At 70.0% G+C, this 14,322-nt stretch carries 17 protein-coding genes; 13 read left to right on the forward strand and 4 right to left on the reverse strand.

Translation table 11 applies throughout. The features are described from left to right. The first annotated feature begins 46 nt into the window (after positions 1-46). The 7 genes from E3U25_RS18140 (at position 47) to der (ending at position 6,639) form a co-directional block, all read left to right on the forward strand. Complete coding sequence (locus E3U25_RS18140) at positions 47-958, forward strand: thioredoxin family protein (protein WP_116221980.1); 912 nt, start codon at positions 47-49, stop codon at positions 956-958. Position 959: 1 nt separating this feature from the next. Continuing rightward, positions 960-1,598: an LON peptidase substrate-binding domain-containing protein gene (locus E3U25_RS18145; protein ID WP_036757024.1), complete on the forward strand. Its 639-nt coding sequence runs from the start codon at positions 960-962 to the stop codon at positions 1,596-1,598. A gap of 35 nt (positions 1,599-1,633) precedes the next feature. Further along, the gene (locus E3U25_RS18150; protein WP_116171088.1) at positions 1,634-1,789 is read left to right on the forward strand and encodes a Trm112 family protein; all 156 of its coding nucleotides are present in this window, start codon (positions 1,634-1,636) and stop codon (positions 1,787-1,789) included. A 333-nt stretch (positions 1,790-2,122) separates the two neighbouring features. Continuing rightward, positions 2,123-3,034, forward strand: a complete 912-nt coding sequence (rarD, locus tag E3U25_RS18155; RefSeq protein ID WP_116222424.1) for an EamA family transporter RarD — start codon at positions 2,123-2,125, stop codon at positions 3,032-3,034. Between the two features lie 41 nt (positions 3,035-3,075). Beyond that, positions 3,076-3,771 carry a tetratricopeptide repeat protein gene (locus tag E3U25_RS18160; protein ID WP_116221979.1) on the forward strand — a complete coding sequence of 232 codons (696 nt, stop codon included), beginning with the start codon at positions 3,076-3,078 and terminating at the stop codon, positions 3,769-3,771. A gap of 82 nt (positions 3,772-3,853) precedes the next feature. After that, the gene (locus E3U25_RS18165) at positions 3,854-5,176 is read left to right on the forward strand and encodes a PQQ-binding-like beta-propeller repeat protein (protein WP_116221978.1); all 1,323 of its coding nucleotides are present in this window, start codon (positions 3,854-3,856) and stop codon (positions 5,174-5,176) included. Next, entirely contained in the window at positions 5,173-6,639 is a 1,467-nt protein-coding gene (gene der / locus E3U25_RS18170; RefSeq protein WP_036757010.1) for a ribosome biogenesis GTPase Der, read from the forward strand. Before E3U25_RS18165 ends, der begins: the two co-directional genes overlap by 4 nt. 15 nt (positions 6,640-6,654) lie before the next feature. Here der and E3U25_RS18175 read toward each other — a convergent pair whose 3' ends face one another. The 3 genes from E3U25_RS18175 to E3U25_RS18185 form a co-directional block, all read right to left on the reverse strand. Beyond that, on the reverse strand, positions 6,655-7,494 hold the full coding sequence (locus E3U25_RS18175) for a hypothetical protein (RefSeq protein WP_244295161.1): 840 nt from the start codon (positions 7,492-7,494) through the stop codon (positions 6,655-6,657). A gap of 77 nt (positions 7,495-7,571) precedes the next feature. Beyond that, complete coding sequence (gene serS, locus E3U25_RS18180) at positions 7,572-8,864, reverse strand: serine--tRNA ligase (RefSeq protein ID WP_116221976.1); 1,293 nt, start codon at positions 8,862-8,864, stop codon at positions 7,572-7,574. Between the two features lie 81 nt (positions 8,865-8,945). Then, positions 8,946-9,308, reverse strand: coding sequence for a thioredoxin domain-containing protein (locus E3U25_RS18185; RefSeq protein WP_116221975.1), 363 nt, complete (start codon positions 9,306-9,308; stop codon positions 8,946-8,948). 139 nt (positions 9,309-9,447) lie between these two features. On the opposite strand from E3U25_RS18185, the gene meaB reads away from it, so the two are divergent. The 6 genes from meaB (at position 9,448) to E3U25_RS18215 (ending at position 13,390) form a co-directional block, all read left to right on the forward strand. After that, positions 9,448-10,458 carry a methylmalonyl Co-A mutase-associated GTPase MeaB gene (gene meaB / locus E3U25_RS18190; RefSeq protein ID WP_052096002.1) on the forward strand — a complete coding sequence of 337 codons (1,011 nt, stop codon included), beginning with the start codon at positions 9,448-9,450 and terminating at the stop codon, positions 10,456-10,458. Further along, positions 10,455-11,045 (forward strand): methylated-DNA--[protein]-cysteine S-methyltransferase, encoded by a 591-nt coding sequence (locus E3U25_RS18195; protein WP_116221974.1) that lies wholly within the window; start codon positions 10,455-10,457, stop codon positions 11,043-11,045. The genes meaB and E3U25_RS18195 overlap by 4 nt, the downstream gene beginning before the upstream one ends. Before the next feature lie 155 nt (positions 11,046-11,200). Then, positions 11,201-11,476, forward strand: coding sequence for a 50S ribosomal protein L28 (gene rpmB, locus E3U25_RS18200; protein WP_011748713.1), 276 nt, complete (start codon positions 11,201-11,203; stop codon positions 11,474-11,476). Positions 11,477-11,735: 259 nt separating this feature from the next. After that, positions 11,736-12,530, forward strand: a complete 795-nt coding sequence (locus E3U25_RS18205) for a hypothetical protein (RefSeq protein WP_116221973.1) — start codon at positions 11,736-11,738, stop codon at positions 12,528-12,530. A 90-nt stretch (positions 12,531-12,620) separates the two neighbouring features. Further along, the gene (locus tag E3U25_RS18210) at positions 12,621-13,037 is read left to right on the forward strand and encodes a DUF6484 domain-containing protein (protein ID WP_116221972.1); all 417 of its coding nucleotides are present in this window, start codon (positions 12,621-12,623) and stop codon (positions 13,035-13,037) included. Next, a complete protein-coding gene (locus E3U25_RS18215) occupies positions 13,037-13,390 on the forward strand; it encodes a hypothetical protein (RefSeq protein WP_116221971.1) in 354 nt (117 codons plus the stop codon). Before E3U25_RS18210 ends, E3U25_RS18215 begins: the two co-directional genes overlap by 1 nt. Here the strand turns inward: E3U25_RS18215 and E3U25_RS18220 are convergent. After that, positions 13,378-14,322: a hypothetical protein gene (locus E3U25_RS18220; protein ID WP_116221970.1), complete on the reverse strand. Its 945-nt coding sequence runs from the start codon at positions 14,320-14,322 to the stop codon at positions 13,378-13,380. The two genes, E3U25_RS18215 and E3U25_RS18220, sit on opposite strands and share 13 nt — an antisense overlap.

The following is a 14,322-nucleotide window of genomic DNA, read 5'->3' on the forward strand; positions in this document are numbered from 1 at the left end:
GTCGCTGCGCCATCTAGGAGGCGACCCTTTCGCATGAGGATACCCGATGCTCGAGCTTGGCTCCGCCCCCAAAGATGCCGCCCCTGCCGATTTCATCAAGGACGTGTCCGAGGCGACCTTCATGGCCGAGGTGGTCGAAGCCTCGATGCAGGTGCCGGTCATCGTCGATTTCTGGGCGCCCTGGTGCGGCCCCTGCAAGACGCTTGGCCCGCAGCTGGAGGCCGAGGTCGCCCGCCACAAGGGCCGCGTCCGCATGGCCAAGGTCAATGTGGACGAGAACCAGATGATCGCCGGCCAGTTGCGCGTGCAGTCGATCCCGACCGTCTATGCCTTCTTCCAGGGCCAGCCGGTCGACGGTTTCCAGGGCGCGATCCCGCAAAGCCAGATCAAGCAGTTCGTCGAGAAGCTGGTGGCGCTTGGCGGCGATGACGGCGGGCTGGCCGAGGCGCTGGATGCCGCCGAAGCGATGATCGCCGAAGGCGCGGCCGAGGATGCCGCCGAGACCTTCTCGGCCATCCTGGGCGAGGAGCCCGAGAACGCCGCCGCCTGGGGCGGGCTGATCCGCGCCCATCTGGCCGCCGGCCATGCCGACCGGGCCGAGGAAGCCCTGGCGCAGGTGCCCGCCGCCATCGCCAGTGCCGCGCCCGTCGAGGCGGCGCGCGCGCAGCTGCAGCTGGCGCGGCAGGCCGCGAGCGCCGGCCCCCTGGACGAGCTGCGCCAGAAGGTCGAGGCCGATCCCGCCGACCAGCAGGCGCGCTTCGACTATGCCACCGCGCTGCATGCCGCCGGCGAGGTCGAGGAGGCGATCGACCAGCTTCTGGAGGCCTTCCGCCGCGACCGCGACTGGAACGAGGGCGCGGCCAAGGCGCAGCTTCTGACCATCTTCGATGCGATGAAGCCCACCGATCCGCTGGCGCAGAAGGGGCGTCGCCGCCTGTCCTCGCTGATCTTCGCCTGACATGGCGCGCGGCATCGACCTGCCCGAGACCGTCCCGCTGTTCCCGCTGCCGGGCGCGGTGCTGATGCCCCGCACCCGCCTGCCCCTGCAGATCTTCGAGCCGCGCTACCTGCAGATGGTCGAGGACGTGCTGAAGACCCCCTCGCGGCTGATCGGCATGATCCAGCCGGCCGAGGGCGGGCTCGATTCGCTGGCCTCGGTCGGCTGCGCGGGCCGGATCGTGGCCTTTTCCGAGCTGGACGACGGCCGGCTGATGATTTCGCTTCGGGCGCGTTCGCGGTTTCGGCTGAACGAGGTGCGGCCCGGCTTCACCCCCTATCTGCGCGGCCAGGTGGACTGGTCGGGCTATGAGGGCGACCTAGCCCTCCAGCCCGAGGAAGACCCGCGCTTCGACCGCAAGGGCTTCATGGCGCGGCTGGGCCGCTACATGGAGCAGCGCGGCCTGTCCACCGACTGGGATGCCGCCGAGGCTTCGGAGGCGGAGACGCTGGTCAATTCGCTGTCCATGCTGCTGCCCTTTGCCCCCGAGGAAAAGCAGGCCCTGCTGGAGGCGCCGGTGCTTGCCGGCCGCCGCGAACTGCTGGAGGGGCTGCTGGAATACGCCCTGCACGGCGGCGACAACGAGGAGACGATCCAGTGACCGACGACACCGCCGAACGCGGCTACGACCGCCACATGCTCGAGGCGCTGGTCTGCCCGGTGACGCATACGACGCTGCGTTATGACGCGCAGGCGCAGGAGCTGGTCTCGGAAGCGGCCGGGCTGGCCTTTCCGATCCGGGGCGGCATCCCGATCATGCTGCTGAACGAGGCGCGCCAGATCCGCGCCTGAGGGAAAGCCCGCGCGGCCGGCTGGCTGCATGTCCCCTTGGGCCTCGCAACCGTGGATCGGGCCGGGCCTCGGCCTCCCTCCCTCGCGCCCGGCGAAGGCCGCGTGGCCTTGCGGGGCCAAGGCCCGGCGGGAAGCCAGGGGAACCGGCCCCGCGCACCCTTGCCCATGCGCTGCGGCCGCGGCGTCGGCCACCGTCCGGCCAAGGCCCGGCGGAAGGCCAGGGGAACCGGCTTCTTGCCCATCGGCGCGGCCGGCCCTGGCCGGATCGTGGGCGCCCGGCCTTGCCCTTGCCGCGAATCGGACGCATGGCTGGCGGGACGAAAGGAATCGCGCATGAGCGAATGGACCAAGGGCTTCTGGGCGATGATCGCGGTCTGCGTGACCTGGGGCCTGTCGCCGATCTATTATCGCGCGCTGGCCGGCGTGCCCACCGTCGAGGTGCTGGCGCATCGCACCATCTGGTCGCTGGCGCTGTTCCTGGCCATCCTGGGCGTCCAGGGCCGGTTCGGCCAGCTGCGCGCCGCCCTGAGCGGCCGCCAGCTGGGGCGGATCGCCTTTGCGGCGCTGACCGTCTCGACCAACTGGGGCATGTTCATCTGGGCGGTGCAGTCCGGCCACGTCGTGCAAAGCTCGCTTGGCTATTACATCTTTCCCCTGGCCGCGGTGGTCATGGGGGTGCTGTTCTTCGGCGAAAGCCTGACCCGCGTGCAGGCGCTGGCGGTCCTGCTGGCGGCGCTGGCGGTGGCGCTGCTGACCTGGGGCCTGGGCGTCGCCCCCTGGATCAGCCTGGGGCTGGCGCTGACCTTCGTCCTCTACGGCGCGGTCAAGAAGGCGCTGCCGCTGGGGCCGGTGCTTTCCGTCGCGGCCGAGGTCGCGCTGCTGGCGCCGCTGGCGCTTGGCTGGCTGGTCGCCCAGTCGCTGGGCGCGATGCCCGCGCCTCTGGCCAAGCCGCTGGGCTTCGGCGCGAATCTGCCGGACACGCTGCTGCTGGTCGCCTCGGGCGCGGTGACGGCGGTGCCGCTGATCCTGTTCAGCTATGCCGCGCGGCGGGTGGGCATGGCCACGCTGGGGCTGATGTTCTACCTGAACCCGACGCTGCAATTCCTGTGCGCCGTGCTGCTTTTCGGCGAGCCCTTCACCGGCTGGCACATGATCGCCTTTGCGATGATCTGGGCGGCGCTGGCGATCTATTCCGCCTCGGCCCTGCGCCAGTCCCGGCACGCCCCGCCATTGGCAAACGGGTGAAACCGCGTATAGAACAGCGCGAAAGAACATCCGGGGGCGACATGGCCAATCAGAACGACAGCTTCATCGACGAGGTCACCGAGGATCTGCGCCGCGACCGGCTGTTCGCGCTGTTCCGCCGCTATGGCTGGATCGCGCTCCTGGTGATCCTGGGCATCGTCGGCGGCGCCGCCTGGCGGGAATATTCCGGCAGCCAGGCCGAAAGCCGGGCCGAGGCCTGGGGCGACGCCGTCCTGGCCGCGCGCCAGGGCCAGGATCCGATCGCCGCGCTTTCCACCGTCGATCCCGCCGGCTCGGCCGGCCGCAAGCTGCTGGCCGAGATGCTGGCCGCCGGCGCAGAGGCCGAGGCCGGCCTGCCGCAGAAGGCCGCCGAGCGGCTGAAGGCCGCGGCCGAGGGGCTGCGCAACGATGCGGTGCTGCGCGATCTTGCGCTGCTCAAGGCGGTGATGGTGGCGGGCCCGGCGATGGATGCGGCCGAACGCGACCGGCTGCTGGCGGATCTCTCCAAGCCCGGCGCGCCCTTCGAGCTGCTGGCGCTGGAACAGAAGGCGGTGGCGCTGATCGGCGCCGGCCGCACCGAGGATGCGGTGATGCTGATCGGCCAGATCCAGCAAAAGGACGGGCTGTCCGAGCCCTTGCGCCGCCGCCTGTCCGAGATGATGATCACCCTGGGGGTCGAGCCCGAGCCCGCCGAAGGCCCCGTGCCCCAGACCATGCCGGCCCCCGCCGCGAACTGATGGCCGGTCCCGCCGGCAAACCGAACCAACGCGCCCGCGGCCGAAACCCGATGTCACCCCGGCCCGGATAAAGGAGAAAGCGATGACGAGGCTGTCCCTGATCGCCGCTCTGGCTGGCCTGACCGCCCTTTCGGCCTGCGCCGAGCGCGACACCATCCTGCCCGGCGAACGGCTGGACCCGCGCGCCGTGCTGTCCCCCGACAGCCCCGCGACCGAGGGCGCGCAGGCGCCGACCACCGCCGCCCTGTCGCTGCCGCCGGTGCGCGCCAATGCCGACTGGCCGCAGCGCGCCGGCAATGCCGCCCATGCGCCGGGCAATGCCGCGCTTGGCGCCGGCACGCAGCGGATCTGGGCCGCGCCCATCGGCGCGGCCTCGGACAAGCGCCACCGCATCACCGCCGACCCGGTGGTCGCGGGCGGGCTGGTCTTTGCGCTGGACAGCCAATCCACCGTCACCGCCACCACCACCGGCGGCGGCCGGGTCTGGAGCGTGGACCTGCGCCCGGCCGGCGAAAGCGACCGCAGCGTCTCGGGCGGCGGGCTGGCCTTCGAGGGCAACCGCGTCTTCGCCTCGACCGGCTATGGCGAGCTGGTGGCGCTGGATGCCCGCACCGGCGGCGTCGCCTGGCGGCAGAAGGTCGGCTCGACCATCGGCGGCGCGCCCACGGTCGCGAATGGCGTGGTCTATGTGATGGACCGCGAACAGACCGGCTGGGCGGTGCGCGCCAATGACGGCAAGGTGCTGTGGCGCAGCTTCGGCAACAAGGACATGGCCGGGGTGATGGGCGCCCCCTCGCCCGCGGTTTCGGGCGGCACGGTGGTCTTTCCGTCGAACACCGGCGCGCTGGCGGGCGTCGACGCCGGCGACGGCAGCCAGCTTTGGGTCGCCAATGTCGGCGGCACCCGGCTGGGCCGCGCGGTCAGCTATTTCCGCGACATGACCGGCGACCCGGTCATCCTGGGCAATACGCTTTATGCCGGCACCAGCGCCGGCGGCGTCGGCGCCTATGACCTGACCACCGGCACGATGAAATGGCACGCGCGCGAGGGCGCGGCCAGCCCGGTGCTGGCCGCCGGCAACTCGGTCTTCCTGGTCAACGACCAGGCACAGCTGATCCGGCTGGACGCGGCCAACGGCGGCCGGGTCTGGGCGCAGAAGCTGCCCTATTTCACCGAACAGGTCATCCGCAAGCAGGACCGGGTCTGGAACCATTACGGCCCGGTGCTGGCCGGTTCCAAGCTTTACCTTGCCTCGTCGGACGGCTATCTGCGCGTCTTCGATCCCGCCTCGGGCGCGCTGATCGGCACCGCCCAGATCCCCGGCGGCGCCGCGGCAGGCCCGGCCGTCGCGGGCCAGACCCTTTACGTCGTCACCCATGACGGCCAGTTGATCGCATACAGATGAGCTTTACCCTCGCCATTGTCGGGCGCCCCAATGTCGGCAAGTCCACGCTGTTCAACCGCCTTGTCGGCAAGCGCCTGGCATTGGTCGACGACCAGCCCGGCGTGACCCGCGACCTGCGCGAGGGCGCGGGGCGGCTGGGCGACCTGCGCTTCATCGTCGTCGATTCGGCCGGGCTGGAGATCGCCGAGGACGACAGCCTGCAAGGCCGCATGCGCCGCCTGACCGAACGCGCGGTGGACGAGGCCGATGTCTGCCTGTTCGTGATCGACGCCCGCGTCGGCGTGACCGCGGCCGACGAATATTTCGCCGACATCCTGCGCAAGCGCGCGAAGCACGTCATACTGGCCGCCAACAAGGCCGAGGGCCGCGCCGGCGAGGCGGGCGCGATGGAGGCCTATGCGCTTGGCCTGGGCGAGCCCCTGCGCATCTCGGCCGAGCATGGCGAGGGCATGGACGACCTCTACCGCGCGCTCTTGCCCCTGGCCGAGCAGTTCGAGGCGCAGAACGTCCAGCAGGCGCCGGAAACCGATGTCGCCGTCGAGGATGGCGACGAGGACGAGGACTGGCGCCCCAGCCCGCAGAAACCCTTGCAGATCGCGGTGATCGGCCGGCCGAATGCCGGCAAGTCGACGCTCATCAACAAGATCCTGGGCGAGGACCGGCTGCTGACCGGCCCCGAGGCCGGCATCACCCGCGATTCGATCAGCGTCAGCACGAATTTCATGGGCACGCCGGTCCGCATCTTCGACACCGCCGGCATGCGTAAGAAGGCGCGCGTCACCGACAAGGTGGAAAAGCTTTCCGTCGCCGACGGCCTGCGCGCCGTGCGCTTTGCCGAGGTGGTGGTGGTGCTTCTGGACGTCGGCATCCCCTTCGAGCAGCAAGACCTGCGCATCGCCGATTTCGCCGAGACCGAGGGCCGCGCCGTGGTCGTCGCCGCGAACAAATGGGATCTGGAAGAGGACAAGCCCGAAAAGCTCAAGGAACTGCGCGAGGCCTTCGAGCGGCTCTTGCCGCAGCTGAAGGGCGCGCCCCTGGTCACGGTCTCGGCCCGCACCGGCAAGGGGCTGGACCGGCTGCACAACGCCATCCTGAAGGCGCATGAGGTCTGGAACCGCCGCATCCCCACCGCCCGGCTGAACCAGTGGCTTTCCGCCATGACCGAGGCGCATCCGCCGCCCGCGCCCGGCGGCCGCCGCATCCGCCTGCGCTATATCACCCAGGTCAAGACCCGGCCGCCGGCCTTCGTGGTCATGGCGACCCATACCGACAAGCTGCCCGACAGCTACCAGCGCTATCTCGTCAACGGGCTGCGGGCCGATTTCGACATGCCGGGCACGCCGATCCGGCTGACCTTCCGCGACCAGGGGACCAAGAACCCCTACAAGGACAAGGCCAGCAAGATCAGCCAGTCCGGCGCGCTCTCCAAGCACAGGCAGCGGCAAAAGCCCAAGGGCAGCTAGGCGGGCGGCCGCCGCCTAGGTCAACACCCGCACCAGCGCCACGGCAATGATGGCGATGGCGATGACGGTCATGGTGGCAATGGCCGCAGCGCTGGTGACGGTGGCCGCGGCGATGCCGATCAGCCCCCAGATCAGCGCCACGCTGAAGCCGATCCGCCGTCCCAGCCGCAACTGCACGCTGACGGCGGCGACCGAGCCGATCAGCAGCGCGACCACGGCCGCCACCTCCTGCGGCACGCCCAGCCGGTCGCGCAGCAGCCCGGCAAAGACGGCAAAGCTGACCAGCAGCCCCCAGCCCGCCACGAAGCCCAGCGCCGAGCTGCGCTGCACCAGGCTGCCGACCCGGACCCCCCGCAGCGCCGCCGCCAGGAAGCCCGCCAGCATGGCCGCCGACAGCAGGAAGGCGGCGACGGGATGGCTGTGCAGCAGCCAGGGCCAGACCGCGCCCGCCAGCAGCCCGACGATCAGCGGCGCATGTTCGGCCAGGCTGTCGTCATGGCGATGCAGCCGCAGCAGGTGGCCGGCGGTCGGCGGGCCCAGGCTTTGCGGCGGCAGCTCGCCCCCCTCTTCGGGCGCCGCCGCCTGCGCCAGGCGCATCCGGCGCAGCTCAAGCCAGCGCCGCCCGGCGTGATAGGCCAGCGCCAGCCAGGTCATGCCCAGCAACCCGGCCATGCCGGGGCCCCGAGGCTGCAGGAACAGCGCCGACAGATCGACCGAAGGGGCGGGAAAATCGCCCAGGCCCTGCCAGGGCGACAGGCCGTAGCCCCCATCCGCCAGGGCCGGCATCGGCGGGCCGGGCTGGACCGCATGCAGCAGCGTGCTGGCAATGAAGACCAGCACTGCCAGGATCAGCAACAGGGCGCCCGCGCGAGACATGGGCAGGAAACGCCGCCCGCTCGCGGCGGGTTTCGCGCGATCTATCTTTTGTTAATTCACGCCAGCACGCCGTCCGCGCCCAGCCGCGTCCGGCCGCCCAGATAGGGATGCAGCGCCTCGGGCAGCAGGACCGAGCCGTCCGCCTGCTGGCCGTTCTCCAGCACCGCGATCAGCGTGCGCCCCACCGCCAGGCCCGAGCCGTTCAGCGTATGGACGAACTCGGGCTTGCCGCCGCCGGCCGGGCGATAGCGCGCATTCATCCGCCGCGCCTGGAAATCGCCGCAATAGCTGACCGAGGAAATCTCGCGATACCGGCCCTGCCCCGGCAGCCAGACTTCCAGGTCATGGGTGATGCGGGCGCCGAAGCCCATGTCGCCGCCGCACAGCACGATGGTGCGATAGGGCAGGCCCAGCCGCTCCAGCACCGTCTCGGCACAGCGGGTCATGCGGGCATGTTCCGCCACCCCCGATTCCGCATCGGTGATCGAGACCATCTCGACCTTCTCGAACTGGTGCTGGCGCAGCATTCCCGCGGTGTCGCGCCCGGCGCTGCCGGCCTCGGACCGGAAGCACTGGCTATGCGCCACCAGGCGCCGCGGCAGGCTGGCATGATCGACCAGGTCGCCGTTCACGGTATTGGTCAGCGTGACCTCGGATGTCGGGATCAGCCACCAGCCCTCGCGGGTCTGATAGCTGTCCTCGCCGAATTTCGGCAATTGCCCGGTGCCCTCCATCATCTCGGACAGGACCAGCACCGGCGCCCAGGTCTCTTCCAGCCCATGCTCGGCGACATGCAGGTCCAGCATGAACTGCGCCAGCGCGCGATGGATGCGGGCGACGCCGCCCTTCAGCACCACGAAGCGCGCGCCCGAAAGCTTGGCGGCGGTCTCGAAATCCATGCCGGGGCGGACACCCGCGATCTCGAAATGCTCGCGCGGGGCAAAGTCGAAGGCACGGGGCTCGCCCCAGCGCCGGATCTCGACATTGTCATCCTCGTCCTGGCCCGCCGGCACGCTCTCCAGGGGCAGGTTCGGAACGGCCAGCAACAACTCGCGCAGTTTCGCATCCAGCGCCGCGGCCTCGGCCTGTAGCCGGGAGGTCTCGTCCTTCTTGGCGGTTACCAGGGCGCGCAGCCGCTGGAACTCGGCATCATCGCCGCGGCCCTTGGCGGCGCCGGCCTCCTTGCTGGCCCGGTTCTGCTCGGCCTGGGCGGTCTCGGCGGCGGCGATGCGGGACCGGCGGTCGGCATCCAGCGACAGGATCTCGGGCGAAACCGGGGCCATGTTGCGCAAGCCAAGCGCAGCGTCGAAGGCGGCGGGATTTTCGCGGATGGCGCGGATGTCGTGCATGGCTGACCCGTGTTAAGTAAGTGCTTACTGTAGGCCCGGATAACCCAAAGCGGCGCAAGGCGAAAGCCTCAGCCCGCCCTCTCAACCCGCCACTGCTGCCATCATATCGCGCAAGACCCCGAAGAACCGCTCCCGCCCCGGATAGCCCTCGACGCGCACCTGCTCGACCCCGCCTTGCAGCAGGATGAAGGTGGGCGTCAGCCAGGGCCGCCGCGCCAGCACCAGCCCGTCGGGCCAGGGCCCGTCTCGGTCGACCATCAGCAGCGGCACCGCCCGCCCCTCGGGATGCCGCGCATAGACCGGGGCGATCTCGCGATCCCATTGCGCGCAATAGACGCAGCCCCGGCGCCGCACCATCAGCAACTGCAACCCGGCCGCCGCCGCCACCGGCCCCGCCGCCATCGCCGCCGCCATCCCGGCCAGAATCGCCCGCCGTGTCAGCATGACCCGCTCCGTTTCCCGCGCCAGACCTACCCCACACACCCTTCCACCACAACGGCCCGGCGTTTACATGTCTTCCGTGTGGAAATATCCACGGGGGTGCGGGGGCAGTCGGCCCCCGCGTCGCAAGGATGCAGCCGGGATGGGCATGGACGAACTGACCGAACCCCTGACGCAGGGCAATCGCCGCGCGCTGTCCCGCGCGATCACGCTGATCGAAAGCACCCGCCCCGACCACCGCGCCCGCGCCGTCGCGCTGCTGGCCGCGCTGCCCGAGCGGCAGGCCCTGCGCATCGGCCTGTCGGGCACGCCGGGGGTCGGCAAGTCCACCTTCATCGAGGCCTTCGGCAAGATGCTGACCGCGCAGGGCCTCAAGGTCGCGGTCCTGGCCGTCGACCCCAGCTCGGCGCGCTCGGGCGGCTCGATCCTGGGCGACAAGACCCGGATGGAAACGCTCTCGCGCGACCCGAACGCCTTCATCCGCCCCTCGCCCTCGCGCGCGGAACTCGGCGGCGTCGCCCGGCGCACCCGCGAAACCGTGCGGCTCTGCGAGGCGGCCGGCTTCGACGTGGTGCTGATCGAGACGGTGGGCGTCGGGCAAAGCGAAACCCTGGTGGCCGAGATGTCGGACCTGTTCATCCTGCTGCTCGCCCCCGCCGGCGGCGACGAGCTGCAGGGCGTCAAGCGCGGCATCATGGAGATCGCCGACATCATCCTGGTCAACAAGGCCGACGGCGATCTGCGCGAGACCGCGATGCGCACGGTGGCCGATTACGCCGGCGCGCTGCGGCTCTTGCGCAAGCGCCCCTACGACCCCGAGGGGTTCCCCAAGGCGCTGCCGGTTTCCGCCTATACCGGCGAGGGGCTGGAAAAGGCCTGGGCCAACATGACCTGGCTGGCCGACTGGCGGCGCGAGCACGGGCATTTCGACGCCCGCCGGGCCGAGCAGGCGCGGCACTGGTTCCTGTCCGAGCTGCGCGCCGGGCTCCTGGCGCGGCTCGACCGGCCCGAGGTGCGCGCCCGGCTGCGCGAGATGGGCGACGCTGTGGCGCGGGGCGAAAGCGACCCCGATTCGGCGGCGGCGCAGATTCTGGACTGGCTGGCCGCGCCCGAGGCCGGATCGTCCCGCCCCCGGTCGCTGCAGGGCGCATGAGCGCCGCGCTGGAAGACGCGCAGGATTTTCGCCTGGCCCTGCCGGCGCTGCTGGGCCAGGCCCCGGCGCCGGATGCCCGGCTGCTGGCGGGCTGGATCGATACGCCCTTGGGCGGCATGGTCGCCCTGGCCGACGACGCGCACCTGCACCTGCTGGAATTTGCCGACCCCGCCCGGCTCGGGGCGGGGCTGCGCCGGGCGGCACGGCGCGCGAAGGCCGGGATCGGCTGCGGCCGCACCGCCGTCACCGACTGCGCCCAGGCGCAGCTTTCGGCCTATTTCTCGGGCCGTTGCGCCGGGTTCGACCTGCCGCTGGCGCTGTCCGGCACCCCTTTCCAGAACCGGGTCTGGCAGGATCTGCAACAGATCCCCGCAGGCCGGACCATCAGCTATGCCGAGCTGGCGCGGCGCATCGGCCGGCCCACGGCCATCCGCGCCGTGGCGCGGGCCAACGGCGCAAACCCCTTCGCGGTGGTGATTCCCTGCCACCGGGTGATCGGCTCGGACGGCGCCCTGACCGGCTATGGTGGCGGGCTGTGGCGCAAGCAGGCGCTGATCGCGCATGAATCCACGCATTTCGCGGCATGAAGCGCCGCGGCGGCAGCGGACGGCCCGGCGAAAACGCTTGACGCGCCCCCCGTCTCGCTTTATTCCGCGCAAACGGATTTCCGGGCGCTGCCACGCGGCGCCCTTTCATATTGCGGGCAGCCGCCCGTGCAGGATCGAATCGAAGGAACAAGATCATGTCGCGCGTTTGCGAACTGACCGGCAAGGGCCCGATGAGCGGCAACAACGTCTCCCACGCCAACAACAAGACCCGCCGCCGGTTTCTGCCCAACCTGAACGAAGTCTCGCTGCTGTCGGAAAAGCTGGGCCGCAGCTACCAGCTGCGCATCTCGGCCGCGGCCCTGCGCTCGGTCGATCACCGCGGCGGCCTGGACGCCTTCCTGGCGAAGGCCAAGGACGCGGAACTGTCCGACCGCGCGCTGAAGATCAAGCGCGAACTGGCGAAAGCCTGATCCCCTTCGACCGTGGCGCCGATTCGGGGCCGGTCCCATGCGATGCGCCCTGCCGGCAACGGCAGGGCCTTTGCATATGCCCCGGACCGGCATCGGAACGCGCCACAGCCGCCCCGCCGCGGATGGGCGGCATCGTCCCGCACGATGTCCCGCGCGGTCCCCAGGGTCGGCGGGCACATCCTGTCCGGCCCTGTCCCGCCCGGCATCGACGGCGGCCGGGGCATGAAACGGCAAGCAGGCTTTTCCAGACGAGGCCGCGATGGGTGATCCGGTTCGGGAACACAAGATCGGCTCCCTGACCGTCTTTTCCAATCATCCCGTCCTCGATCAGTTCGCCCGCGACATGCTGGCCGGCATCCGGGCGGAAAACCTTCCCGCCGCCCGGATCAACATCTATGTCGGCATCCATCGGAAATTCGGCCCCGCCCTGTTCCGCAGGGGGCTGCGGCTCGGCATCCAGACCGAGCATTATTTCGACGAAGACGGCCGTGCGATGTGGAGAAAGCCTCGCCCACGGCGGTTGCTGAAACAGCTGCTGTTCTATCACCTCATCCTGGACCTCAGCCCCGCCAACGCCCCCTATTACCGATGGCTTCCCGGCTTTCTGCGGCGCCGGGTGCTGTTCGGCCCGCATGTCTTTCCCTGCCGGCCGGTGCCCTATCGGGCCGGGCAACGCCCGCCGGTGTTCTTCGGCGCCCTCAACGACCGCAGGGCCAAGATCCTGGCCCGGCTGCCCAAGGATCATTGCCACGTGCTGTCCGAGACCTATGGCGCAGACCTGCACAAGGCCGTCTGCGACAGCCGCGGCGTCGTCAACATCCATTTCGCCGATGGCATCTATACCGAATATCCGCGGCTGCTGTCCTCGTATCTCGCCGGCAAGCCCGTGCTGTCCGAAAAGCTCGGCACGGAGCTGGTGGAGGGGCGGGATTACGGCACGCTGGGCCAGGACCACAGCGATCAGCAGCTCCGCGCGATCTTTTCGTCCTTCTGCAGCGGTTTCGCCGCCCGCCACCGGCTGACGGATTTCCTGCGCCGCATCGCCGGGCCATAGCCCCTCGCACAGGCGGGCCAGGCCGCGAAAGCCGGTGAACTCGGGGCCCGACCATGCTATCATCGCCGCAGCCGGGGCGGAGGGCTGGGCATGATCGGCGAGGATGTTCGCGGCGGCGTGGTGATCGGCATGCTGCTGGGCCTGGAAAAGGGGCGGCCGCTGGTGGTCTTTCCCGGCAATCCCTCGGCCCAGGCGGTCCCGGCGCGCAGCCTAGTGAGTTTCGATCCGGGCGACATCGGCGCCGAGCTTGCCATCCTGTTCGAGGATGGCGACGCGGCCCGGCCGCTGGTGATCGGCCGCATCGTCTCGGCCATGCCCGCCGGGCCGGTGGCGGTGGCCGATGGCGAGCCCTTGCGCATCACTGCCCAGCAACGGATCGAATTGCGCTGCGGCAAGGCCTCGATCGTGATGGAGGCGGACGGCCATATCACCATTCGCGGCACCTATCTGGTCAGCCACGCCTCGGCGGCGAACCGCATCCGGGGCGGCTCGATCAACCTGAACTGATGTATCCGCCCGCCCCCGCCCTGCCCGAGATCCTGCGCCAGCACGCCGAGCAGGCGGCCTTCCTGTGGACGCTCTACGACCGGGCGATGCTTTTCCCCGAGGAAAACCCCGAGATGGACGCCCTGCGCATCGCCCGCCTGCTGGAGCGGCTGGAGGCGCATCTGGACGGGCTGCGCCTGGCCGGCGCCGAGGGGCTGCGCATGGCCGAGACGCGCATGGCCGAATATCCCGAGCCGGGCGAGTTGTTCGTGCTGCGCATGCTGCAACCCGGCGCCGAGGGGCTGCGGGTGGCCGCGCTGGACCTGGACAAGGTCAGGGCCTATCTGGCCGGCCGGCTGGGTCAGCCGCCATAATCCGCCATGTCGAGCCGGCGCAGGAAGATATTGCCGTCATAGCCCATCTCGAACCCCTCCCAGTTCTCGCCGTCGAAGATGAAGATCTCCTTCCAGCCCGAGATCACCAGCTTTTCGGCCGAGGCGTGCATGAAAAATCCCTGCCCCAGATTGCGGAACGGACGCAGCGCGTTGCCCTCCTGCACGCTGATGCCATAGGAGGAATCGGTCCAGTAGCGGCGGCCCTTGAAACTGCAGATGCCGAAATAATCCCAAGGCGCAGCCTCCAACGGCGTCAATTCCTCGCCCATCAGCGCATAGGCGGTGCCCTCGGCGCCTCCGAAATGCATTGCACCATCGGCCGAGACCTCCAGGGCGTAGAAATTGCGCTGGTCGGGGATCTCCACCGGCACCCAGGCGCGGCCTTCCAGCCGCAGAAGCAACCCGCCATGGCCGCAGGCATGCACATCCTGGGCCGAACTGCCGTGAATGGCGCGCAACACCGCCAGATCATGGGGGGCGATCAACTCCCAGTCGCCGCCCGGTTCGCGGACATAGGCCACGCCGCGGTCGCCAAAGACGAATTGCGGGCCGCCCTCCAGATGCCAGATCCGCCGCAATACACCTTCGGGCAAGGCGGTGACGCTGTCGCCCGCAAGCGTCAGGTCATGGATCAACCCGCCCAGTTCCAGCACGACATGCCTGTCCGGCGCCAGCGTGGCATGGGAATTGATCGCATCCTCGATCTGCAACCGCACCGTGAAGGTCAGCGTCTCGCCGAAGTCGATGTCGAGCAGGAAGGACCGCGAGAATTCGCAATGGATGTCGGTCAATTCGAAACTGGCGGCATAGCGCGTGCCGCCCAGGTGAAAGGCATCCACCGCCTCGATCCTCACCTCGGAAGGGTCGAGATCGTCCAGGGGATTGCCGGAAGGGGTGTCGGTATCGGCCAT

Source organism: Paracoccus versutus, assembly GCF_029909795.1.
GTDB lineage: Bacteria > Pseudomonadota > Alphaproteobacteria > Rhodobacterales > Rhodobacteraceae > Paracoccus > Paracoccus versutus.

Bases quoted from the DNA above. Each gene is read 5' to 3' on its own strand.
- E3U25_RS18140 (WP_116221980.1), top strand. From the start codon at position 47: ATGCTCGAGCTTGGCTCCGCCCCCAAAGATGCCGCCCCTGCCGATTTC.
- E3U25_RS18145 (WP_036757024.1), top strand. From the start codon at position 960: ATGGCGCGCGGCATCGACCTGCCCGAGACCGTCCCGCTGTTCCCGCTG.
- E3U25_RS18150 (WP_116171088.1), top strand. From the start codon at position 1,634: ATGCTCGAGGCGCTGGTCTGCCCGGTGACGCATACGACGCTGCGTTAT.
- rarD (WP_116222424.1), top strand. From the start codon at position 2,123: ATGAGCGAATGGACCAAGGGCTTCTGGGCGATGATCGCGGTCTGCGTG.
- E3U25_RS18160 (WP_116221979.1), top strand. From the start codon at position 3,076: ATGGCCAATCAGAACGACAGCTTCATCGACGAGGTCACCGAGGATCTG.
- E3U25_RS18165 (WP_116221978.1), top strand. From the start codon at position 3,854: ATGACGAGGCTGTCCCTGATCGCCGCTCTGGCTGGCCTGACCGCCCTT.
- der (WP_036757010.1), top strand. From the start codon at position 5,173: ATGAGCTTTACCCTCGCCATTGTCGGGCGCCCCAATGTCGGCAAGTCC.
- serS (WP_116221976.1), bottom strand. From the start codon at position 8,864: ATGCACGACATCCGCGCCATCCGCGAAAATCCCGCCGCCTTCGACGCT.
- E3U25_RS18185 (WP_116221975.1), bottom strand. From the start codon at position 9,308: ATGCTGACACGGCGGGCGATTCTGGCCGGGATGGCGGCGGCGATGGCG.
- meaB (WP_052096002.1), top strand. From the start codon at position 9,448: ATGGGCATGGACGAACTGACCGAACCCCTGACGCAGGGCAATCGCCGC.
- E3U25_RS18195 (WP_116221974.1), top strand. From the start codon at position 10,455: ATGAGCGCCGCGCTGGAAGACGCGCAGGATTTTCGCCTGGCCCTGCCG.
- rpmB (WP_011748713.1), top strand. From the start codon at position 11,201: ATGTCGCGCGTTTGCGAACTGACCGGCAAGGGCCCGATGAGCGGCAAC.
- E3U25_RS18205 (WP_116221973.1), top strand. From the start codon at position 11,736: ATGGGTGATCCGGTTCGGGAACACAAGATCGGCTCCCTGACCGTCTTT.
- E3U25_RS18210 (WP_116221972.1), top strand. From the start codon at position 12,621: ATGATCGGCGAGGATGTTCGCGGCGGCGTGGTGATCGGCATGCTGCTG.
- E3U25_RS18215 (WP_116221971.1), top strand. From the start codon at position 13,037: ATGTATCCGCCCGCCCCCGCCCTGCCCGAGATCCTGCGCCAGCACGCC.
- E3U25_RS18220 (WP_116221970.1), bottom strand. From the start codon at position 14,322: ATGGCCGATACCGACACCCCTTCCGGCAATCCCCTGGACGATCTCGAC.